This window comes from Anaerocolumna sp. MB42-C2 (assembly GCF_030913705.1).
Lineage (GTDB): Bacteria > Bacillota > Clostridia > Lachnospirales > Lachnospiraceae > Anaerocolumna.
In genome coordinates, this window is record NZ_CP133190.1 from 6,084,903 (window position 1) to 6,107,777 (window position 22,875).

Genomic DNA, 22,875 nt, shown 5'->3' on the forward strand with positions numbered 1-22,875 from the left:
CTTGTTAAACTTTAGTTATAAAATAAAGAAACAAATAAGGAATGACAAAATATAATAACTAAAGTTTGAAAGGAGTAATAATTATGAACGATAACTTTTTTAATAGTCAATTTAACGAGAATGACAAAAATAATAATGATTTTACATCCAATAGCAATAAAGAGATTATTGAAAGCAATGTAATAATTTCTGATGTAAAACCAAAGAAAAAACATAAATTTGCAAAAAATCTTACAAAGATAATTGCATCAGCAACAGTCTTTGGATTAGTAGCAGGAGCATCTTTCCAGGGAGTTTATGCCTTATCAGATCGGAATAAACCGACTGTCAGCAGTGCTGTAGATAATAGTAAAGAGGGTACGGATGGGGTTGTTGCTGTAGAAACAGGAACTACAAAAAATAACACATCAGGAGACGTTTCTACTGTAGTAGAAAATGTAATGCCATCCATAGTAGCGATTAATTCAACAGTGACTGATGTAACCAGTGACTTTTTTGGCAGGCAATACAGCGAAGAGAAAGAGGGCAGTGGTTCAGGAATAATAATTGGACAGAATGAGAATGAGATCTTAATAGCAACCAATAACCATGTTGTAGCGAATGCGAAAACGGTTAATATTGTATTTGCGGATAATACAACAGCACCGGCTACGATAAAAGGTACAGAGCCAAGTAATGACCTGGCAGTCGTTTCGGTAAAACTCTCTGATTTAAAAGAGGGTACCGCAGATAAGATTAAAATTGCAACTTTAGGTGATTCTAAATCTGTAAAACTGGGTGAAATGGCAATTGCCATCGGAAATGCGTTAGGATATGGCCAGTCCATAACCGTTGGTTATATCAGTGCATTAGATCGTGAAGTAACCGTTAATAACGTTACATTAAAGGTTTTACAGACAGATGCAGCAATTAATCCCGGCAATAGCGGCGGTGCATTACTTAACTCTAAAGGGGAAGTAATCGGAATTAATTCTGTGAAATATGTAGATGACAATGTAGAAAGCGTTGGTTATGCAATTCCGATTTCCAATGCGATTCCCATTATTAATGAATTAATGAACAGAACCGTATTGACCGAGAAAGAGAAAGCATATCTGGGTATCGCAGGAAAAGATGTTACAGATGATTATTCCCAGAGATTTAATATGCCGGTTGGTGTTTATGTAGGTGAAATAAAAGAAGGTTCCGCTGCTGAAAAAGCCGGTTTAAAAGTTGGAGACATTATTGTATCTGTAAATAATATAACAATTAAAACAATGGCAGATCTGCAGGAAGTATTAGGATATACCAAAGCAGATACAAGTGGTACCGTAGTTATTAAATCCTTAGAAGACGGGAAATATGTTGATAAGACAATTAACGTAACCTTTGATGCAAGACCTTCCGGTAATTAAATATTTGACTAGTTACTAAGTTAAAGTTTTTATGAGTTATATTTTAATTATTGACTGATAATAATAAAAGATAAATTTTTTAAATATACAAAGAGTGTCCGTAAGAGTATTGCATTTATGGGCACTCTGTTATTTGTGATGAAGTTATATAATCAATTGGTTGAATGATTATTCGGATATAGATAAGTATTCTTAAAAGAGCGTGTTTATGAAGAAATTGAAAATTTATTGATTTAATCGGTTTAAAAACGGCAAAATACAACAAAAAAGATAAAATACCTACCCTGCTTGACAGGGAATTAATACTTGGGTATGATAGGCTTATAATGTACAATAAGTGAGGTGGCTCATAAATAATGTGGGATAAAGAAGTACAAGCTAATAATACAATACCGAGGCAGTATTCTGTCTCAGTTGATGTTATAATTCCGGTTTATAAACCGGACACAAAATTCAATCAATTAATTGAAAGACTAACAAAACAAACTGTAAAACCCAATCGAATTATATTGCTTCAAACTGTGGAGACTGAAACAGATAGCACAGAAAAACAGGAAAAAGCCTTGGCATATGCACTTAGTTTAAGCAGTTCTATATGCAGGATTGAGTCTTATGAAATAAAAAAACCTGATTTTGACCATGGTGGAACAAGAAACTACGGTGCGTCCCTGTCACAGGCTGAAATTATTGTATTTATGACTCAGGATGCTGTTCCGGCAGATGTAAATCTGATAAATTCGCTGCTTATACCTTTTCAGGACCGTAAGGTTGCAGCAGCTTATGGAAGGCAGTTAGCTATGCAAAAAAGCGGAATCATTGAAAGTTATACCAGGCAGTTTAATTACCCTGATCATAGTTATACTAAATCATTGGAGGATTTACCTAAGCTGGGTATTAAAACTTATTTTTGCTCCAATGTATGTGCCGCATATCGTAAAAGCGTTTATGAAGAGCTCTCCGGGTTTGTTACCAAAACCATATTCAATGAGGATATGATAATGGCAGCCGGAATTATTAATGCCGGATACTCAATAACGTATGCAGCTGACGCAAGGGTTTATCATTCCCATATTTATACTTATATGCAGCAATTTAAAAGAAATTTTGATTTAGCTGTTTCACAAAAACAGTATGATCATATTTTTTCATCCGTTAAATCAGAAACGGAAGGCACGAAAATGGTAAAACAGACATTAAACTATCTGATCGAAAAAAAACAGTATATTTTAATCCCGGATTTAATATTCCTGAGCGGATTTAAATATCTGGGTTATTTAGCCGGAAAAAATTATGATAAACTCCCTAAAAATGTTATAAAAAAATTAAGTTTGAATCCCTCATACTGGAATTAAATGATAGAAATTATTACAGGCAAACTTCCGGAAAGGTCAGGAAAAAAGTATGAATCGCGTAAATATTATTATGGCAACTTATAACGGTGAAAAATATATAAGAGAACAGATTGAATCCATATTAAAAAACACATACAGGAATTGGAAATTATGGATATTTGATGATGGTTCAACGGATAATACGAAATGTATTATCGAAGAATATGTTCGCCGTCTACCGGATAATATTATGTTTCAGCAGAATAACAAAACTAAAGGCGTCACTCTGAATTTTCTAGAAGGTGTCCAATATGCTGCAGATTATAACAGAAGATTACAGGAGAAAGCAACGGAGCACACGAAAGTAAACGACGAAGATTCTGAGCTGGCACCTATGATGGATTATTATATGTTCTGCGACCAGGATGACGTCTGGATGACAGATAAAATTGATAAAACCATGATTCAAATGAAAAAGATAGAGAAGAAATACGGTCAGGATATTCCGTTAGCAGTATTTACCGATGCCCTGGTTGTAGACAGCAATTTAAATATTCTCAATCGATCCTTTTATAAATGCAGTAAATTAGACACCAGAAAAGTTGATTTGCCTCACATTATGATGGAGAATAAATTAATCGGATGTACGGTTATGTTTAATGAAACATTAAGAAATTACATGAATGTACAACCGGTAAATGCAAGATACCATGACTGGTGGGTAGCTTTAATTGCCGCGGCATTTGGCAAAATCTATTTTTTACCTACTTCGACACTATTTTACAGGCAGCATGGGGGCAACGTAGTTGGAAATCAAAACTTTCTGTCCTATCTGCACGATCGTATCTCCTCATTAAAAAAGCAGAAAGAAGTTATATATAAAACGGCATTACAGGCAGATGAATTTTACCGCATCTTTGAACCTAAAATGCCTACGAAGCAAAAATTACAAGTATATTCCATGGCTAATATACTGAAACAAAACTGGATTAAAAGAAGACATGTGGTTTTGAAGTTTGGTTTTATGAAAACAGGTATTTTAAGAAACCTGGGACTGCTGTATATTCTATAAAAGGGCGGTTCTTTTCCGCCTTACATAAATTCATATTCAAAAAATGTTTTAATTATTGACAATTAATACTCATATTGTTAAAATGAATACAATTTAAATGCATAGAAATACATAGAAATACATGGGAGGTCCCTATGAAGAAAATGGTATTATCAATATTGGTGGATAACACAGCCGGCGTTTTAAGCCGTGTTTCAGGTCTATTCAGCAGAAGAGGTTATAATATAGATAGTTTAACAGTTGGTGAAACACAGGATCATGCGTATTCGAGAATGACTGTTGTTGTTAACGGTGACGATCAGATTTTAGAACAGATCCGTAAACAATTATTAAAACTTGAGGATGTCAGGGAAATCCGTGAACTGCTTCCGGACGAATCCGTTTGCAGAGAGTTAATTCTGGTAAAAGTTCTATCGACAGTAAAAGAAAGACAAGCAATTATAGCAGTAGCAGATATATTCAGAGCTAAAATCGTTGATGTGGCTATGGAGTCCCTTATGATTGAGTTAACCGGTAATCAGGCTAAAATAGATGCTTTTATAAAGTTATTGGAGGGTTATACCATAAAGGAAATCGTAAGAACGGGAATAACCGGTCTTTCAAGAGGGTCAGGAGATATCGCGGATTATCTGGATGATTAAGCAGTCGTAGGTGACATTACTTTATAACGCCTGCATACGTGCAGGCGGTGTTATTTAAATTAGTGCTTTAACAAGTTAAATTGATAAAGAAAAAACGATTATTTCAAAGAGTGGTGACACTTTTTACAATAATAAATTATTTATATTTAGGAGGATACGAAGATGGCAAAGATATTTTACCAAGAAGATTGTAACTTATCATTATTAGAAGGCAAGACAGTAGCTATAATCGGTTACGGCAGCCAGGGACATGCGCATGCGTTAAATGCAAAAGAATCAGGAGTTCATGTAATTATCGGTCTGTATGAAGGCAGTAAATCATGGGCGAAAGCAGAAGCTGCCGGCTTTGAAGTATATACTGCAGCAGAAGCTGCAAAAAAAGCAGATATGATTATGATCTTAATTAACGATGAAAAACAGGCTAAGATGTATAAGGAATCCATTGAACCTAATTTAGAACCAGGTAATGCTATTATGTTTGCTCATGGTTTTGCAATTCATTTTGGGCAGATTATTCCGCCAAAAGATGTTGATGTTATTATGATTGCTCCAAAAGGTCCCGGACATACGGTAAGGAGTCAATACAAAGAAGGCCAGGGCGTTCCTTGCTTAATCGCAGTAGCACAGGATGCAACCGGTAAAGCTCATGATTTAGGTTTAGCTTATTCCCTTGCAATCGGCGGTGCAAGAGCCGGCGTGTTACAGACAACATTCAGGGAAGAAACAGAAACTGATCTTTTCGGTGAACAAGCAGTTCTTTGCGGTGGTGTAACCCAATTAATGAAAACCGGTTTTGAAGTTTTGGTAGAAGCAGGTTATGAACCGGAAAGTGCTTATTTTGAATGTATTCATGAAATGAAATTAATAGTAGATCTGATCAATGAAAGCGGTTTTGCAGGTATGAGATATTCTATTTCCAATACAGCAGAATACGGTGATTACATTACCGGACCTAAGATCATTACCGAAGATACCAAGAAAGCTATGAAACAGGTTCTTAAAGATATCCAGGAGGGTGTATTTGCACGCAACTGGTTACTTGAAAACCAGATCGGCTGCACTAATTTCTTAGCAATGAGAAGAAGAGAATCCGAACATCAATTAGAAAAAGTTGGAGCTGAGCTTCGCAAGATGATGAGCTGGACCAATAAAGATAAGCTCATTAACAACTAAAAATAATACATTTATTTAATATATTACAGAAATGTTTCCTGTATTTTTTGTAGTTTCTGATAATAAGGAGAATATCCCCGGTAGAAGTATTAAGAGTAACTGGGGATATTCTTTTTTATGCAATAGGATTGCGTCCTATTGCATAAAAAACCCGACTGGCAGGATGCACATGAACACGCAAAAGGATAATATCCTTTAAGGTGGATTGTCACTAAAGTGACAGCGCGTCAGCGCTAGAGTCAGGCAAACCAGAATCTTTCTTGTTTATTACCTGGTAAATTCTCCGAACTTCCCTCTATGAAATAAAATATTTATTGTTACATACTTAGTAATCATGTAAAATAGTATAGGGTTATTATAATATCAACAATAGTCAAAGTCTTTCGTACTATTGTCCCTCACATTTACAAATGGATTAAATAAAAAGTGGAGATAAAAAATGAAGTATAATTATACGGATACAATTGAATATTTGCTGGATTGGTATGATAACAACGCCAGAATATTGCCGTGGCGGGAAAATCCCAAACCATATTATGTTTGGATCTCGGAAATAATGCTGCAGCAAACCAGGGTAGAAGCAGTGAAAGTCTATTTTGAACGTTTTATCAATACCCTGCCGGATATAAAGTCACTGGCATATACAAAAGAGGAGCAGCTGCTTAAATTGTGGGAGGGGTTAGGGTATTATAACAGAGCCAGGAATCTTAGGAAAGCAGCCGGAATTATAATGGAGGAATATGGCGGTGAATTACCGCCGGTTTATTCTGACTTGTTAAAACTCCCGGGAATCGGCTCCTATACGGCAGGAGCGATAGCGTCCATAGCCTTTCAACTCCCGGAACCGGCAGTGGATGGTAATGTATTTCGGGTGATGAAACGGGTGGCGGGAAGTTTCGATGACATTACCAAAGCAAGTGTGAAAAAAGAATTAGAAGAGGATATAAGAGAAATTATACCTAAGAACAGGCCGGGTGATTTTAACCAGGCAGTTATGGAACTTGGAGCTAGAATATGTATACCAAACGGGAGACCAATCTGTTTGCAATGCCCAATTATGCATTTATGTAAAGCTTATCAGAACAATACAGAGATGAGTATTCCGGTTAAACCGGCAAAAAAAGAACGAAAAATCGAAGACAAAACAGTCCTGGTTTTGGAGAAACAGGGTACGTTTTATATTAGAAAACGTCAAAATAAAGGGTTGTTAGCCGGTCTTTATGAGCTTCCTGCACTGGAGGGAAAACTAACAGCGGTACAACTTGACGAATATTTAAAAAGTGAGGGATATACTAATTATAATTTTTATAGTTTAGGAGAAGGTAAACATATTTTTTCTCATATTGAGTGGCATATGACTGGGTATTATGTGCAGATTAATGAGGAGGAAAAGGTAGCTGAAGAAAATGTATACAAAACAGATAAAGTATTAAACGAAGTCTGGGCAACAAAAAAGCAAATCGATGAGATTTATACACTTCCAAGTGCATTTGAAAAATACCGGGATAGTATTATAAATTGTGATTAAGCTTTCCGTAAAGTATAAAAACATGAATACTCTGTATAATAGGGATATTATTACCTAAATGAATATTAAAAACAAGGAGTAGAAATATGGTAAATGTATATCTCATTTTTAACGGGAATTGCAGAGAAGCGGTAGAATACTATGCGAGTGTTTTTGGTACAGAGATACCCCAAATAATGACAATGGGAGAGGCACCGGAAGATCCGGATTATCCGGTCCCGGAAGAGTATAAAAAATTAATTATGTTTGCCAGACTTAATATCAGCGGCAGTAATGTTATGTTTTCCGATAATGTAAATAATTCTGCTTATGCCCAGGGAAATAATATTAGTCTTACAGTTGTTCATAATAACGAAAATGATTTAATAAACTGGTTTGAAAGATTAAAAGACGGCGGTAAGGTTGAATTAGAATTACAGGAAACCTTTTGGAGCAAATGTTACGGTTCCTTAACGGACAGATTTGGTATACATTGGCAATTAAGCCATCAAATTGAGTAGTCTGGGTTTGTTATAGCAGAAATCTAAGCTGACGTGCTTTTTGTAAAGTAACGTCAGCTCTAGAATCTGACAAGCCGAATGTTGTAGTCATTGAAGTGACAGTGTCTTAAGTATAAGAGTCGTGAAAGCCCGGCCAGGCTATATTTTAGTATGAGTATTTTCGACCGTGTCTTACTAGTAAACATTTAATATGTGTTTATAATCATATAACTTATTTGTTTTTATAGAATTGAATAAATTTTTTAGCCGCCTCTGATAACCTGGAATTACTTAAGTAAGCAAATCCCACCTCTCTTTTGCCCAGAGGTTTTTCTAAAGGAAGTTCTATGAGGATTCCGTCTGCTAGTTCCTTATGAATAAATTCTTTTATTACGCAGGATACACCCAGTCCAATTTTAGCAAATTCAATTAATAGGTCCATATTACTGACCTCCAGTATCTGATTTGTTTCAATCTGATTTCTGGTAAAATAATCCTCAATATATAATCTAGTCATATTTTTTTCATCAAGCAGCATAACATTAGCAGTCTTAAAAATATCATATGATATAGTATCTGATTTTTTTCCCACAGTGATTTCGGTACGAGTTGAAACCGAGGGGGTAGATTCACGCACTCGTAGATTCTCAAGGTATGATTCCGTAGTAACAAAGATATCCTCAATCTGTTCTATCATATAGTAGTCCAGATTTTTTAAATTAACCGGTTTTCCTATTAATCCGATATCCAGTTTTCCTCGTTCCAATAATTCTAATGTCTGGAAAGTCGACTGACATTCAATGGTAATTTTAATATGGGGATGAGAAGATACAAAACGTTTTAGGTACGGGAGCAGGATATATTTGCATAATGTAGTACTGACTCCGATACGCAGATGCCCGATTCCTAATTCATTAATACGTTTAATATTAACTTCTCCCTGCAGTAAGGTATCAAAAGCAGATTTTGTATGTTCATATAACAGAGTTCCCTCCTCGGTAAGATGGACTCCTCGAGAGGTTCTGTTAAATAACAGAATTCCCAGATTCTCCTCCAGTTTTGTTATGGCTTTACTGATAGCAGGCTGGCTGATATAAAGCTCTTTGGCTGCATGGGAGATATTACCGGTTTCAGCTACCGTATTAAAAATTTTATATAAAGATAAATTTTGTTCCATATTTGACCCATTATATACCTTTCTTTATTCGTGAACAATAACAGACTTCGCGATACACACAAAACGAGGAGGAAGCGCTCCTACGCTGCAATTCTCCGGTTTTCTGTGACAATACACTCACAAAAAATACGTCGCGTTTATTACCTGTGAACAGTAATGGCATAACCTCAAGTTATAATATATATTCTTAATATGTATTTCAATTATAGCAAAGCTTATGTTAAAATAGCAATAATGAAAATAAAATAATGAAAGAGGAAATAACAATAGAAAAATTAATATCCTGTAAAAGGACGAAAGGAAAAGGGTTATGAATTATAATGTTGCTGTTATACCGGGAGATGGAATAGGTCCTGAAATAATTACTGAGGCAAAGAAAGTACTGGATAAAGTAGGCGAAAAGTTCGGACACAAATTTGCATATACTGAAGTGCTTATGGGAGGGGTTTCCATTGATAAGACAGGAGTCCCATTAACGGAGGAAGCACTGGAAACTGCCAGAAAAAGTGATTCGGTACTTCTGGGTGCGGTTGGTGGCAAAGTCGGACAATCCAATTGGTACAGTCTTCCGCCCCATCTAAGACCGGAAGCCGGACTTTTAGCCATACGTAAGGGGCTGGGGTTATTCGCTAATCTAAGACCGGCTGTATTGTTTGATGAGTTAAAAGGAGCCTGTCCCCTTAAGGATGAAATTATCGGAGACGGATTTGACTTTGTGGTAGTAAGAGAATTAACCGGCGGGTTATATTTTGGAGAACGTAAAACGTATGAAGAAAATGGTCTCAGAAAAGCCATGGATACCTTAGTGTATGATGAAAATGAAATTAAGAGAATAGCCAAATGGGCTTTCGAAATTGCCCAAAAGAGAAATAAAAAGGTCTGCAGCGTAGATAAGGCTAATGTTATTGATTCCTCCCGATTATGGAGACAGGTAGTAAAGGAAGTTTCTGCAGATTATCCGGAAGTGGAATTAAGTGATATGCTTGTTGACAATTGTGCTATGCAGATTGTAAAAGATCCAAAACAATTTGATGTTATCTTAACCGAGAATATGTTTGGTGATATTTTATCCGATGAAGCAAGTATGGTGACCGGTTCCATCGGAATGCTGGCTTCCGCAAGCCTAGGTGATACAAAACTTGGTTTATATGAACCGAGTCATGGTTCTGCACCGGATATAGCCGGACAGAATAAAGCGAATCCGATCGCCACTATATTATCTGCCGCTATGATGCTAAGATACTCCTTTGATTTGGAGGAAGAAGCGGACCGGGTTGAAGCAGCGGTCAAAAGTATACTTAAGGCAGGATATCGTACCGTAGATATTATGTCCGAGGGGAAAACGCTGGTAGGTACCAGGGAGATGGGAGACCGCATAGCAGATAAGATTTAACTTATAATTTCTTTAATCTCTCTCAGCTGAGGTAATAACAATGAAGTTAGATAAAAAGAACATTAATAGTTAATTTCATAACAGGATAAAAATATTATTAAGTGTTTAACCGATAACAGGTATGGAGGATAAAAGTATGGGAATGACAATGACTCAAAAAATTCTGGCAGCACATGCCGGACTTAACAGTGTAACAGCCGGTCAGTTAATTGAAGCTGATTTAGATTTAGTTTTAGGTAATGATGTAACAGCTCCGGTAGCTATTCATGAGATGGAGAAAGTAAATAAAAAGGGAGTATTTGATAAGGATAAAATTGCTTTAGTACCGGATCATTTTACTCCCAATAAGGATATTAAATCTGCAGAGCACTGTAAATGTATGCGTGATTTCGCAAGCGAGTTTGAAATAACCAATTATTTTGAAATCGGTGAAATGGGTATTGAGCATGCTCTTTTACCGGAAAAAGGTCTAGTTGTCGCAGGAGATGTGGTAATCGGAGCGGACTCTCATACCTGCACTTACGGGGCATTGGGAGCATTTTCCACCGGAGTGGGCAGTACGGATATGGCAGCCGGTATGGTTACGGGAAAAGCGTGGTTTAAAGTCCCCTCAGCTCTTAAATTCGAATTAATCGGCAAACCATCCAAATGGGTAAGCGGCAAAGATGTAATTTTGCATATCATTGGAATGATAGGAGTTGATGGTGCTCTGTACAAATCCATGGAATTTGTCGGTGACGGAATCGCTAACTTAAGTATGGATGACCGTTTTACTATGGCAAATATGGCAATTGAAGCAGGGGCAAAAAACGGTATTTTCCCCGTGGATGACAAGGCAGTGGAATATATGAAGGAACACTCCAAAAAAGAATATATAATGTATTATGCAGACGAGGATGCGGAATATGATGAAACTTACATCATTGATTTATCAGCTTTAAAACCTACTGTTGCATTTCCGCATCTGCCGGAAAATACAAAGACAATTGATGAAGTTGATGAGATAAAGATAGACCAGGTTGTGATCGGGTCCTGTACCAACGGTCGGATCGATGATTTAAGAATCGCAGCTAAAGTTATGGAGGGCAAAAAAGTTGCAAAAGGTATGCGGGTAATTATATTCCCGGCAACCCAGGATATATATCTTCAGGCTTTGGAAGAAGGGTTATTGACTACATTTATTAAAGCCGGAGCAGTTGTCAGTACGCCAACCTGCGGACCATGTCTCGGAGGACATATGGGCATCTTAGCTGCCGGTGAAAGAGCCGTAGCAACAACAAACCGTAATTTTGTCGGCCGTATGGGTCATGTAGATTCTGAAGTTTATTTAGCAAGTCCTGCCGTAGCAGCAGCAAGTGCCATAACCGGAAGAATTTCAGGCCCTGGCGAATTGGGATTATAAGTAATTTGTATAAATTGAATGGTAGGAGCCATTACGTTAGTGTGAATAGTCTCGCCAAGAACATGCGAGCCATTTTTATGCCCCAAAAGCATGGGCGTTAGTGTGAAAGAAAATATAAATAAAGAAAGGATGCCACAAGAGAATTCATTCACTATGTGAAACTTGTTTCACATTTCTATCTAGTGGCAGTATCGCAGGTTAACCTGGGATACGCAATAGGTGTAAAATATGAAAGCACATGGTACAGTACACAAATATGGAGATAATGTAGATACGGATGTAATTATTCCTGCAAGATATTTAAATTCTTCCGATCCCGCCGAACTTGCCAAGAAATGTATGGAGGATATTGATCCGGAATTTGTAGGCAGAGTTAAAGCAGGTGATATTATGATAGCCAATAAGAATTTTGGATGCGGCTCCTCCAGGGAACATGCTCCGATAGCCATAAAAGCAGCTGGTATCAGCTGTGTTATCGCCGAAACTTTTGCAAGAATTTTCTTTCGTAATGCAATCAATATTGGATTGCCTATTATTGAATGTCCGGAAGCTGCAAAAGAAATTGAAGCAGGGGATGAAGTAGAGGTAGATTTTGACAATGGTAAAATCTATGATATTTCAAAAGGAACCAGTTATGAGGGCCAGCCCTTTCCTGAATTTATGCAAAAAATAATTAAGGCTGAAGGGTTAATTAATTATATTAACGGGTAATTATTGTTAGTATGAATAATTTTACCAAGAACAAACGGACCAAAAGCCTTGGATGCAGGGATTGGAGAGAATAGTGGTAAAAGTATTTTAATTTGTGCTGTGAAAGCATGGGAGTTAGAATGTTAAAATAGAATTACTTAATAATTGAATAATATATAAAAAAGCTTTAAGGAATGATAAGGATATATGTACCTGCTAAAATTATTAATTTTATTTTATCGGAATATTCCCTTTCCTGAGAGCTTTTTTTGTGTCCATATAATAGCTATATAATGTCCGCCATTTTATTTGTAGGAGTTGTATTAACAAATTAAAAGTGGTAAAATATATATAAAAAACAGGCAATCCAAATATTTGGGGAACAGGTGAATTATGAAAGATTATGTAATTATAACTGAGTCTACTGCAGATCTTTCCCAGGATATGGTCAATGATTTGGGAATAAAAGTAATGCCTATGGCATTTGAATTAAATGGAAGAAGTTATTTTCACTATCCGGACACCAGGGAAATGGATATACACGAATTTTATCAGCGCCTTAAGAAAGGAGAAAAGTCTGTTACATCATTAATTAATACGGAGGCTTTTATTGAATTTTTTGAGCCTGTTCTAGAAGCAGGCAACGATATACTTTACATTGCATTTTCTTCCGGATTAAGCGGAACATACAATTCTTCCCTGTTGGCGAAAGAAGAGTTACTGGAGAAATATAAAGATTCAAAAATTATTTGCATCGATTCAAAAGCGGCATCGGCAGGAGAAGGTTTACTGGTATACAGTGCGGTAAAGAAGAAGGAAGAAGGATTAAACCTTTTGGAACTAAGCAGCTGGCTTGACCAGAATATCTTAAAACTATGTCATTGGTTTACGGTTGATGACTTAAATCATTTAAAACGCGGAGGCAGAGTCAGTGCTTTAAGTGCAGGTATAGGAACTGCTCTTAATGTAAAACCTATTCTTCATGTAGATAACGAAGGGCATTTGATACCAATGGAGAAAGTCAGGGGCCGCAAGAAGTCTCTCTATGCACTGTTAGACCATATGATTGATACCTGTTCTCCGGTTAAAGATCAGGTGGTATTTATAGGACATGGCGATACTTTGGAGGATGCGGAATTCTTAGCGCAGCTTATTAGAGAAAAATTCGAGGTAAAGGATATTATTATTAACCCTATCGGCCCGGTAATAGGAACCCATTCAGGACCTGGTACCATAGCATTATTTTTCTTCGGAACTGAAAGATAAAATCGTAGAGAAAAGTATGGAGGCACATCATGAGATTGACTTTTATTGGAGCTACACATGAAGTTACAGGTAGTTGTTATTATTTAGAAGCTTGCGGAAAGCATATATTAATTGACTGCGGTATGGAACAGGGAAAAGATATATATGAGAACCAGGAGATACCTATACCCTCTGCCAAAATAGATGCCATATTATTAACTCATGCACATATGGATCATGCCGGAAAACTTCCGCTGTTGTATGCACAGGGATTCAGAGGGAAGATTCATTCGACGGCTGCAACCAGTGATTTATGTGATATAATGCTCAGAGATAGTGCACATATCCAGATGTTTGAGGCGGACTGGAGAAACCGTAAAGGAAAAAGAAAAGGCGAAAGTCCGTTCTTGCCTTTATATACCATGGAAGATACCTATGGAACGATCCGCTCTTTTGTACCTCATAAATACAAAGAGAAGATTAATTTATATGACGGTATCCAATTTCGTTTTGTAGATGTGGGCCATTTACTTGGTTCCGCCAGCATTGAAATCTGGATTACCGAAGAGGGTGTTACTAAGAAAATTGTATTTTCCGGTGATATCGGAAATAATAATCAGCCTTTAATTAATGATCCCCAATATATAAATGAAGCAGATTATGTTGTTATGGAGTCTACTTACGGAGACCGAAGTCATGGTGTAACACCGGATTATATCGGTGAGTTAACCAAAATAATACAAACTACCTTTGACAGAGGCGGTAATGTAGTTATTCCTTCTTTTGCGGTGGGAAGAACACAGGTACTTTTATATTTTATCCGTAAAATTAAAGCAGATCGGCTGGTTACGGGACACGGTGACTTTAAAGTGTATGTGGACAGCCCATTGGCCAATGAAGCAACACAGATTTTTAATGAAAATATGGCAGGTTATTTTGATCAGGAAGCAATGGACCTAGTGAATAAAGGCATCAATCCCTTATCTTTCCCGGGATTAAAAACCTCCGTAACTTCAGAGGATTCCAAAGCGATTAATTTTGACGATGACTGTAAAGTAATAATTTCAGCCAGCGGAATGTGTGATGCCGGAAGAATCCGCCATCACTTAAAACATAATCTGTGGAGAAGTGAAAGCACGATTTTGTTTGTAGGACATCAGTCAGCCGGTACTTTAGGACGTATTATACAGGATGGAGCAACGGAAGTTAAGTTATTTAGTGAGACTGTTCAGGTGAATGCGGAAATCAAAAGGTTAGGCGGAGTCAGCGGTCATGCAGACAAAGAGGGGCTGTTAAAATGGATTAATCAGTTTGAAAAGAAACCTCAGAGAGTTTTTGTGGTTCACGGTGAATCCAGTGTATGTGATTTATTTACGGAAACTCTGAAAAGTGAGTATGGATATGATGCAGTTGCACCTTTCAGCGGAGAAATCTACGATCTTCTTACCAATGAATGTCTGGAAAAAGGTAAAGCGATTGAAGTACATGATAAAGAAGATAAGAAGAAAGGAATTTCATCCGTATATGAACGCCTTGTAAATGCCGGAAAACGTTTAATGGTTGTTATTCAGCATAATGAGGGTGGTTCCAATAAGGATTTGGCCAAGTTTACAGACCAGATTAATTCCTTAAGTGATAAATGGGATCGATAAGAAATAAATTAGTTATGTATTAAAAAAGTTGAGAGATAAATGAATAAAGTACTGTTACAAAGGTTGTTATAAAGATAATCTCATGTAATAGTACTTTTTTAAGCGTTATTTCATGAGACTTAAAGAGATATTTCAAATAAGCGACCCAAACTTACATCTCATGGGAAAATTTCATCAAGAGTTATGGAGTAAATATAGAGAAGAGACTGGAATTATTTGGCCTGATATCAAAGGTAAATAAACTTGATCTTTCTTAAGTAATTATGCAGATTATTTATAAAATAATACATAAATTGACTTAAATTTAAAGGACATAATAATACTATTTTAAAATATTACAGAATATGTTAAAATATACCATAACTTATATCGGAGAATTTTTTATTGGGGAGATAATTGAATGAATGCAAACTTTTTCAAATTACTAGTTGCTCGTATTAATATAAACTTTGCTGATAGTTTGTTTTACGTTATATGTATGTGGAGTATATATCAAATAAGTGGAAATGAATTGCTAACCGGTTTAGCAGGTGCACTATTTTCAATTCCTGAAATAATTAGTATATTTTGGGGACCTATAGTAGATAAATATGACAAGAAAAAATTACTTTTAATATGTTGTCTTTTAGAAATAATTTTTATGTTTATAATGACACTTGTCATGGCAAAATTTAATAATGTTTATATTCTATTATTTTCTATACCATTCATTTCATGTGTTTCAAATCTGACATATCCTATAGAAAATTCATTCTTACTTGAAATAGTCAGTAAAGATAAAATGATAAAAGCAAATTCTGTTATGGAAGCTGCTTACACTGGAATGGATTTGATTTTAAATGGATTGTCAGGTTTTTTACTGTCTATTTTTTCAATTTCAGTAATTATGGGACAAAGTACCGTGTTTTATATATTTGCATTATTATTAGTATTGTTTATTGTCAATTACAAATCAAACACACTTTTAGATCATAAAGATTATAACCAAAGCACTAAATACATAGACGATTTTAAAATTGGCATGGAGTATATTTTCAAAAATAAAATATTAATATTATTATGCCCTTTAGTCCTGGTAAATCTTTTTAATGCTATTTTAACTGTAGGTTTGCCTATATTTGTTTCTGAATCTGGAATAACTTCATTTGGTTATGGTGGTATTTTAACTCTAAGAGGAATTGGATATTTAGTTGGAACAATATTTTCTGAAAGGATAGCAAACAAATACAAAATTGGTAAATTATTGGTTATGGCTTATATTATAATAGGGGGAATCTGGATAGTTATAGCAAGTTTTGGTAGTCAATTTTTGATTCTAGAAATCATATTATTTATTTTTTCAAATTTTTTTAACGGAGTAATTAATGTAATATATGGCACTTATTTTCAAATAGTGCCACCGGAAAACATGGTTGCAAGGGTATACACAATAAATATGACACTGGTTACACTAGCCATGCCGGCCGGCTCTATACTTGGTGGAATACTTGCAAAAATGTTTGGTGGAACATTTACTTTATTAATTTATGGTGTAATGATATTTGTTTTAGCTGTTGTTATGTTTTTTCTTAAACCTATTAGAAACTTGGGATATTTGGAGAATCTTAATAATGGAAAGTAGTAATAAAATAGGTCAACGCTTAGTTGAATAAAATCTTAAAACTCAACTATAGTTGAGAAAACCTCCTTACAGTTGCTTGCATACAACTTAAATTTGAGATAGACTAAAAATGTTTAATAAATTCAGTTTATAAAGAAATGGGGGATAATAATATGCAACAAAAAGGTCTTGGTCATAAAATATATGAGCTACGCAAGAAGAAAGGAGTAACACAGATACCTTTGATGAATTAATGAAGAAAAGAGGTTTTTTTTATTCACTTTACATGGTGTCAGGCAGTTCAAATCAAAATCAGTCAGAGGCTAGTTAGAAAACAAGGTAGTTGTAAATAATAAATCTATCGAGCTTGGGCCTGGATTATAGTAATATTTCGCCCAAGTAAGATAGATTTTGAATTATGTAACAGCCTCTTTTTGATACTATATATTAAAAATCGTGTCCTGTTATATCTGCTAAAATCTTCTCATGAATCTCATCAATTACCTCATCTTTTATATCTTTATCCAGGAAAAATTCCACAGCATATTTCGCCTGGGCAACTAACATCTCAAGGCCATTAACCGCTTTCATACCTAATTCTTCCGCCTGAAGCAGTAATTTGGTTTTTAAGGGATTGTAAATAATATCAAGTACTGCTTCGCAATTCTGATATAATGTTAAATCAATAGGACTGGAATCAACGTTCGGATACATACCAACAGGGCTGGTATTTACTATCAGTTGTGCATCAGAATGATATTTCCTGCATTCCTCATAGGAAATAACACCATCCCCACTGATTCTTTTTACAATAATAATATTTTGAGCTTTTAAATGCTCAAAAACTGCTAAAACAGCCTGGGCAGCCCCTCCATTACCAAGTACGATTACTTTTTTATTCTCTACAATTATACTGTTATGTTTAATCATATATAAAAATCCAAAAAAATCCGTATTATGCCCGATTAATTTACCATTTTTATTAACAATGGTATTTACGGCTCCAATCCGTTTTGCATTATCATCCATCTCATCAAGATACGGGATTACGTCTCTTTTATAAGGGATCGTAACATTAATGGCTTTAAAATCCCGAACCTCCATGAAAGATTCAAATTCTACCTTAGATAAAGGGGTCAGCTCATAGTCATAATCTGCAAGCTTCTCATGAATAATCTTTGAATAACTATGTCCCAATTTTTCTCCTATTAATCCGTATTCCATGTCATATGCCTTCCTTTAAAAAATAAATTAGTTAAAGAATAATATAATTAATATGAATTTGCAAGAAAAATATCCGGTCATAATTTCGTATGCCATACATATATTGTTCTAAAGGAGGAGGAATGAGATGAATAAAAAAGACGAGCTGTTGAAAATCTTTTCGGTAAAACTTAGGACAATTCTTTCCAAGATAAATTTTGATTATGATTTGTTACAGGAGATTCGTCTTAGAGTAAATGCGCCCTTGTTGGTAATCTACGATAACCAGGAGTTTTTTGTAACTTCACAGTCAACTCTGTCTGTAAGCGATGAAGATATCTATGTGATTACGAAAAATGAAATCCGGGAAACCATGGAATATATCAGCAATTATTCCTTGTATGCATTTGAAGAAGAACTGAAACAGGGATTTATTACAATAACCGGAGGACATCGGGTAGGTATTATCGGGAAAGCAGTTTTGGAAGAAAATAAAATAAAAAGTATGAAGCATATATCCTTTATCAACATCCGCCTATCCCATCAGGTGAAAGGTTGTGCCGATAAGGTAATACCTTATATTACCGGTGTTAAGGGTAATGATTGCTACCATACGTTGATTATATCACCGCCCCGCTGCGGAAAGACAACATTACTTCGGGATGTAATCCGTCAGTTATCCAACGGCAGTGAGAACCGCCCGGGTATTACAGTGGGTGTAGTGGATGAACGGTCTGAAATCGGTGCCTGTTATATGGGAATTCCCCAAAATGAATTGGGAATCCGAACGGACATATTGGATTGCTGTCCTAAGGCAAAAGGTATGCTTATGCTGATTCGGTCCATGTCGCCAAGAGTCATTGCCGTAGATGAAGTCGGATCCGTTGAAGATATAAGTGCCATTGAATATGTAATGAATTGCGGATGCAAATTAATCGCAACAGTACATGGCAATTCCATAGAAGATATCAAAAATAAACCTATATTAGGTAAATTAGTGGAAGAAAGAATATTTGAGCGTTATATATTGCTGAACAATTATGGCTGTGTCGGACATCTGGAAGAAATATATGATGAGAAAGGTATCAGAATTTATTAAGTGTTTATGGAATAAGAAGGGAGGCAACTATGATAATTATTAAAGTAATCGGATGTATTTTAATTCTTACATCATCAGCCGGAATGGGTATCTATTTTAGCAGTGAATTAAAGAACAGAATCATGGATTTAAGGGAATTAAAGAAGATTATTTTTCTTTTGCGGGGTGATATCCGGTATGCCAATACTCCATTGCCGGAAGCAGTACAAGCCTTATCTTACCGCCATGAGGGGAAATATAGAACATTTCTCTCTGTAATTGCAGACCGGTTAAATGAACTGGGCGGCGTTTCTTTTTGTACCATATGGAAAGAAGCGGTTGTAAAGGAACTGAATAATACGTCATTAAGTAAAAAAGATCTGACAAGTCTTGGTCAGTTTGGTGAAAATCTTGGGTATCTGGATAAGGATATGCAGATTAATACCATAGATTTATATATATCACAAATCGAAGATGAAATAAAAGAACTTTCACATAATGTGAAACAAAAATCCTATTTATACAATTCCCTGGGTGTTTTGGGAGGAATCTTTATAACGATCATAATGCTTTAATGAGCTATAAGCCATAAACATTTACAAGGAGGATAACATGACTATCAACCTGATATTTAGAATTGCAGCGGTAGGAATACTGGTATCGGTTCTAAACCAGATACTAAAGCAATCCGGCAGAGAAGAACAGGCTTTTTTAACAACTTTGGCAGGACTGATCCTGGTACTTTTTTGGATTGTACCATATATATCCGAGCTGTTTGAAATAATCAGGAATTTATTTACCTTATAAAGAGAAAGGAGCATCGATATGATACAGATTGCCTTAATCGGTATTATTGTAGTTTTAATGGCGATACAGTTTAAGAGTACGAAATCAGAATATGCAGTATACATAAGCCTTGTAGGATGCATCCTCATCTTTTACCTTGGAGTAAATAAATTAGAGATTATTATTGATACCATAAAGAAAATTCAGACTTATATCAGTCTTAATGAAACCTATATTTCAATATTAATTAAGATAATCGGAATTACCTATATTGCTGAGTTTTCTTCAAATATCTGCAAAGATTGTGGACATACTGCAGTTGCCAATCAGATTGAGCTGGTAGGTAAATTGACGATATTAGCAACTGGAATGCCAATTCTTCTGGCTTTGCTGGATACCATTAATGAGTTTTTAACGGCATAGTCCATAAGAGGAGGATTCCTAATGATTATTTTTAATAAAAGAAACCGGAAAATAACCAAAATACTTATTTTTCTGCTGGTTCTTTTATTTCTGCTTATAACGAAAGATAAAGTGTATGCGAGGGAAAGTAGTACCAATTCGGATGATGTCAATGAAATCAGCGGTACGGATTTTAATTATAATGATATACAGCGTGTTATTGATGAAGTCTTAGATTCGGGCGATAATATGAATTTTGAACAATATGTAACCGACCTTGTAACCGGTAATAAAAAGTTTTCCCTGGAGCAGATAGGAAATGATATTAAAAATGCGGTAATAAATGAAGTAAAAGATAATATTGGTATCTTGACAAGATTAATATCCATTGCTGTCATTGCTGCCGTATTTACAAATTTTTCGTATGCTTTTCAAAATACGCAGGTGGCTGAGACCGGGTTTTATGTTGCGTACCTGCTTTTATTTTCCGTGTTAACGGCCTCATTTATATCGGCGGCAACCTTAGCGTCTAATACGATATCAGCCGTGCTAAGTTTTATGAAAGCTCTGGTGCCCACCTATTTTTTATCGGTAGCATTTGTATCCAGTGCCGGAACTTCCATGGTTTATTATCAGGTAACTTTATTTTTAATAACTTTTGTTGATGTATTATTAATTAAAATAATTATTCCTATGATTAATATTTATCTGATTGTTTCTATGGCAAATAATCTATCGAAAGAAGATTTATTGTCAAAATTGGCAGATCTGTTATCCATAGTGATCAAGTGGGCCCTAAAGACACTGCTAGGGTTAGTTGTGGGATTTAATGCAATACAGGGTTTGATTTTACCCGTAGCTGATAATATTAAAAAATCAGCTTTATATAAAATTGCAGGTGTTATACCGGGAGTAGGAGATGTACTTGGGAGTGTAACCGAAAGTGTATTTGGAGCAGGTATCCTGCTAAAGAATGCCATAGGTGTTGCAGGTGTTATTGTAATAATAATTATATGTGCTCTTCCGATTATAAAACTGGCAATCACTACCCTTATTTACAGGGTAAGCAGTGCTGCCGTGCAGCCGATTTCGGACAAGCGTATGCTAAATTGTGTTACTGCCTCCGCTGATGCGGCAGCCCTTTTACTGCAGACCGTATTGGTAGGTGCCGTTTTATTTTTATTAACCATAACAATAATTGCAGCTACAACGACATAAGGGAGATGATAAAATAAATAATGAAATTTACACTTCATAATTAAAGAAAGGAATTCAAAGTTCAGAGCTTTATTATTGAACTTATGAAATACTATCCAGTTACATAATTATGGATAGTTTAAGGGATTAAGATATGAGTGAAATATATGGTTGGGTTAAAAATATAGTAATATTTTTAGTACTGACAACGATTGTTACCAACTTACTTGGCAAAAGTTCTTATAAGAAATATGTAAATTTAATTACTGGAATTGTTCTGGTAATTCTCGTTATTTCACCGTTGTTAAAACTGTTTCAACTGGATAAAACCATGGATTATTACTTTACAACCAATTCCCTTTTGGCCGAAGCTGAGGATATGAACGACAAATTGGCGGATGCAGAAGATAATCAGATGTCTGCCATTTTAAAAGAATACAAGGAACAGATCGGAAAGCAGGTCAGTAATTTGCTGGAAGGAGAGAACCTATATCTTACCGATATACAAGTTAAAGTAGATGAAGATGAAAACAACAGCACTTTCGGTAATCTGCTGTCACTAAATATTACTGCCGGTTATATCAGGAAAGAAACCAAGAAAAATTCTGTGAATATTGACAAGGTAGATATAGAAGATATTAAAATCGGAGAAAAAAAGGAGAAAGACGAGGACAAAGAAAAAAAACTTCTTACACCTAGTGAAATTAATATAAAAAACCTGTTGTCGGACTTCTATAATATGAACCCTGATAATATAAATATTAGTATACAGGAGCAATAACCGGTCCTGTAATACTTAAGGAGAAAGTATGGATAAAGAAAAGGTAAAGGAAAAGAAAAAGCTCAGTATTAAGGAAATTGGACCCGCAAGACTCGTAATACTGTTGATGGCAGGAATATTTCTGCTTGTATTATCATTTCCTGATATGCTTTCATCAGAAAATTCCTCAAAAGATAATACAGCAAAGCAAGATAACAAAGTGAAAGTGAATTCTGACAATACAGAAACAGATGATGAAACCGAAGTTTATATCAATGAATTAGAAAACCGTTTAAAGAAAGTACTTGCTAAAGTAGAAGGTATCGGAGATGTAGATGTCATGATTACTTTAAAGGGTTCCAAAGAGAAAGTAATACTAAAAGATGGTCCATATACACAAGAAAGCATGAATGAAGTAGATGGGGAGGGCGGAAACAGAGATAGCAGCAATATTAGCAAAGAAGATACCACTGTTTTAGTGAATGGTGGAAACGGTGAAAGTGTTCCATATGTCATACAGGAAAAGGAACCGGAGGTAGAGGGTGTTGTTGTAATAGCCGAAGGCGGAGGTAATGCAAAAATTATGACAGAAATTATGGAGGCAGCACAGGTATTATTTAACGTACCTGCACATAAAGTTAAAGTAATGAAAATGAATAAATAAATGTTTTA

General features: G+C 35.5%; 22 protein-coding genes. 20 read left to right on the top strand and 2 right to left on the bottom strand.

All coding sequences use genetic code 11. The features are described from left to right. Positions 1-83: 83 nt before the first annotated feature. From RBU59_RS26950 to RBU59_RS26980, 7 genes are all read left to right on the top strand, one after another. Positions 84-1,394 (top strand): S1C family serine protease, encoded by a 1,311-nt coding sequence (locus tag RBU59_RS26950; RefSeq protein WP_308145554.1) that lies wholly within the window; start codon positions 84-86, stop codon positions 1,392-1,394. A gap of 356 nt (positions 1,395-1,750) precedes the next feature. Beyond that, a complete protein-coding gene (locus RBU59_RS26955) occupies positions 1,751-2,746 on the top strand; it encodes a glycosyltransferase (protein WP_308145555.1) in 996 nt (331 codons plus the stop codon). A gap of 49 nt (positions 2,747-2,795) precedes the next feature. Continuing rightward, positions 2,796-3,797: a glycosyltransferase family 2 protein gene (locus RBU59_RS26960; protein WP_308145556.1), complete on the top strand. Its 1,002-nt coding sequence runs from the start codon at positions 2,796-2,798 to the stop codon at positions 3,795-3,797. Positions 3,798-3,931: 134 nt separating this feature from the next. Beyond that, entirely contained in the window at positions 3,932-4,438 is a 507-nt protein-coding gene (ilvN, locus tag RBU59_RS26965) for an acetolactate synthase small subunit (RefSeq protein WP_308145557.1), read from the top strand. Between the two features lie 162 nt (positions 4,439-4,600). Beyond that, the gene (gene ilvC, locus RBU59_RS26970; RefSeq protein WP_308145558.1) at positions 4,601-5,611 is read left to right on the top strand and encodes a ketol-acid reductoisomerase; all 1,011 of its coding nucleotides are present in this window, start codon (positions 4,601-4,603) and stop codon (positions 5,609-5,611) included. A gap of 439 nt (positions 5,612-6,050) precedes the next feature. Then, positions 6,051-7,139, top strand: a complete 1,089-nt coding sequence (gene mutY, locus RBU59_RS26975) for an A/G-specific adenine glycosylase (RefSeq protein ID WP_308145559.1) — start codon at positions 6,051-6,053, stop codon at positions 7,137-7,139. Positions 7,140-7,225: 86 nt separating this feature from the next. Next, positions 7,226-7,639, top strand: coding sequence for a VOC family protein (locus RBU59_RS26980; RefSeq protein WP_308145560.1), 414 nt, complete (start codon positions 7,226-7,228; stop codon positions 7,637-7,639). A 211-nt stretch (positions 7,640-7,850) separates the two neighbouring features. On the opposite strand, the gene RBU59_RS26985 is transcribed toward RBU59_RS26980, so the two are convergent. Beyond that, positions 7,851-8,795: a LysR family transcriptional regulator gene (locus RBU59_RS26985; protein WP_308145561.1), complete on the bottom strand. Its 945-nt coding sequence runs from the start codon at positions 8,793-8,795 to the stop codon at positions 7,851-7,853. A 310-nt stretch (positions 8,796-9,105) separates the two neighbouring features. On the opposite strand from RBU59_RS26985, the gene leuB reads away from it, so the two are divergent. From leuB to RBU59_RS27015, 6 genes are all read left to right on the top strand, one after another. Further along, complete coding sequence (leuB, locus tag RBU59_RS26990) at positions 9,106-10,188, top strand: 3-isopropylmalate dehydrogenase (RefSeq protein ID WP_308145562.1); 1,083 nt, start codon at positions 9,106-9,108, stop codon at positions 10,186-10,188. Positions 10,189-10,324: 136 nt separating this feature from the next. Next, a complete protein-coding gene (leuC, locus tag RBU59_RS26995; protein WP_308145563.1) occupies positions 10,325-11,590 on the top strand; it encodes a 3-isopropylmalate dehydratase large subunit in 1,266 nt (421 codons plus the stop codon). Between the two features lie 228 nt (positions 11,591-11,818). Further along, positions 11,819-12,301, top strand: a complete 483-nt coding sequence (leuD, locus tag RBU59_RS27000) for a 3-isopropylmalate dehydratase small subunit (RefSeq protein ID WP_308145564.1) — start codon at positions 11,819-11,821, stop codon at positions 12,299-12,301. 372 nt (positions 12,302-12,673) lie between these two features. Next, positions 12,674-13,546, top strand: coding sequence for a DegV family protein (locus tag RBU59_RS27005; RefSeq protein WP_308145565.1), 873 nt, complete (start codon positions 12,674-12,676; stop codon positions 13,544-13,546). 29 nt (positions 13,547-13,575) lie between these two features. Beyond that, a complete protein-coding gene (locus tag RBU59_RS27010) occupies positions 13,576-15,177 on the top strand; it encodes an MBL fold metallo-hydrolase RNA specificity domain-containing protein (protein ID WP_308145566.1) in 1,602 nt (533 codons plus the stop codon). Between the two features lie 400 nt (positions 15,178-15,577). Next, entirely contained in the window at positions 15,578-16,798 is a 1,221-nt protein-coding gene (locus tag RBU59_RS27015; protein ID WP_308145567.1) for an MFS transporter, read from the top strand. 426 nt (positions 16,799-17,224) lie between these two features. Here RBU59_RS27015 and RBU59_RS27020 read toward each other — a convergent pair whose 3' ends face one another. Beyond that, entirely contained in the window at positions 17,225-18,001 is a 777-nt protein-coding gene (locus RBU59_RS27020; RefSeq protein WP_308145568.1) for a shikimate dehydrogenase family protein, read from the bottom strand. Positions 18,002-18,128: 127 nt separating this feature from the next. Between RBU59_RS27020 and spoIIIAA the strand changes: the two genes are divergently transcribed. The 7 genes from spoIIIAA to RBU59_RS27055 all read left to right on the top strand — a co-directional run bounded on the left by spoIIIAA (position 18,129) and on the right by RBU59_RS27055 (position 22,867). After that, positions 18,129-19,079, top strand: coding sequence for a stage III sporulation protein AA (spoIIIAA, locus tag RBU59_RS27025; RefSeq protein ID WP_308145569.1), 951 nt, complete (start codon positions 18,129-18,131; stop codon positions 19,077-19,079). A gap of 29 nt (positions 19,080-19,108) precedes the next feature. Further along, on the top strand, positions 19,109-19,633 hold the full coding sequence (locus tag RBU59_RS27030) for a stage III sporulation protein AB (RefSeq protein ID WP_308145570.1): 525 nt from the start codon (positions 19,109-19,111) through the stop codon (positions 19,631-19,633). Between the two features lie 37 nt (positions 19,634-19,670). Further along, the gene (gene spoIIIAC / locus RBU59_RS27035; RefSeq protein WP_161839598.1) at positions 19,671-19,865 is read left to right on the top strand and encodes a stage III sporulation protein AC; all 195 of its coding nucleotides are present in this window, start codon (positions 19,671-19,673) and stop codon (positions 19,863-19,865) included. Between the two features lie 12 nt (positions 19,866-19,877). Continuing rightward, positions 19,878-20,267: a stage III sporulation protein AD gene (gene spoIIIAD / locus RBU59_RS27040; RefSeq protein WP_308148650.1), complete on the top strand. Its 390-nt coding sequence runs from the start codon at positions 19,878-19,880 to the stop codon at positions 20,265-20,267. Positions 20,268-20,288: 21 nt separating this feature from the next. Continuing rightward, on the top strand, positions 20,289-21,464 hold the full coding sequence (locus tag RBU59_RS27045) for a stage III sporulation protein AE (RefSeq protein WP_308145571.1): 1,176 nt from the start codon (positions 20,289-20,291) through the stop codon (positions 21,462-21,464). A 133-nt stretch (positions 21,465-21,597) separates the two neighbouring features. Then, positions 21,598-22,224, top strand: a complete 627-nt coding sequence (gene spoIIIAF / locus RBU59_RS27050; RefSeq protein ID WP_308145572.1) for a stage III sporulation protein AF — start codon at positions 21,598-21,600, stop codon at positions 22,222-22,224. A 28-nt stretch (positions 22,225-22,252) separates the two neighbouring features. Beyond that, positions 22,253-22,867, top strand: coding sequence for a stage III sporulation protein AG (locus tag RBU59_RS27055; RefSeq protein ID WP_308145573.1), 615 nt, complete (start codon positions 22,253-22,255; stop codon positions 22,865-22,867). The last annotated feature ends 8 nt before the right edge of the window (positions 22,868-22,875 follow it).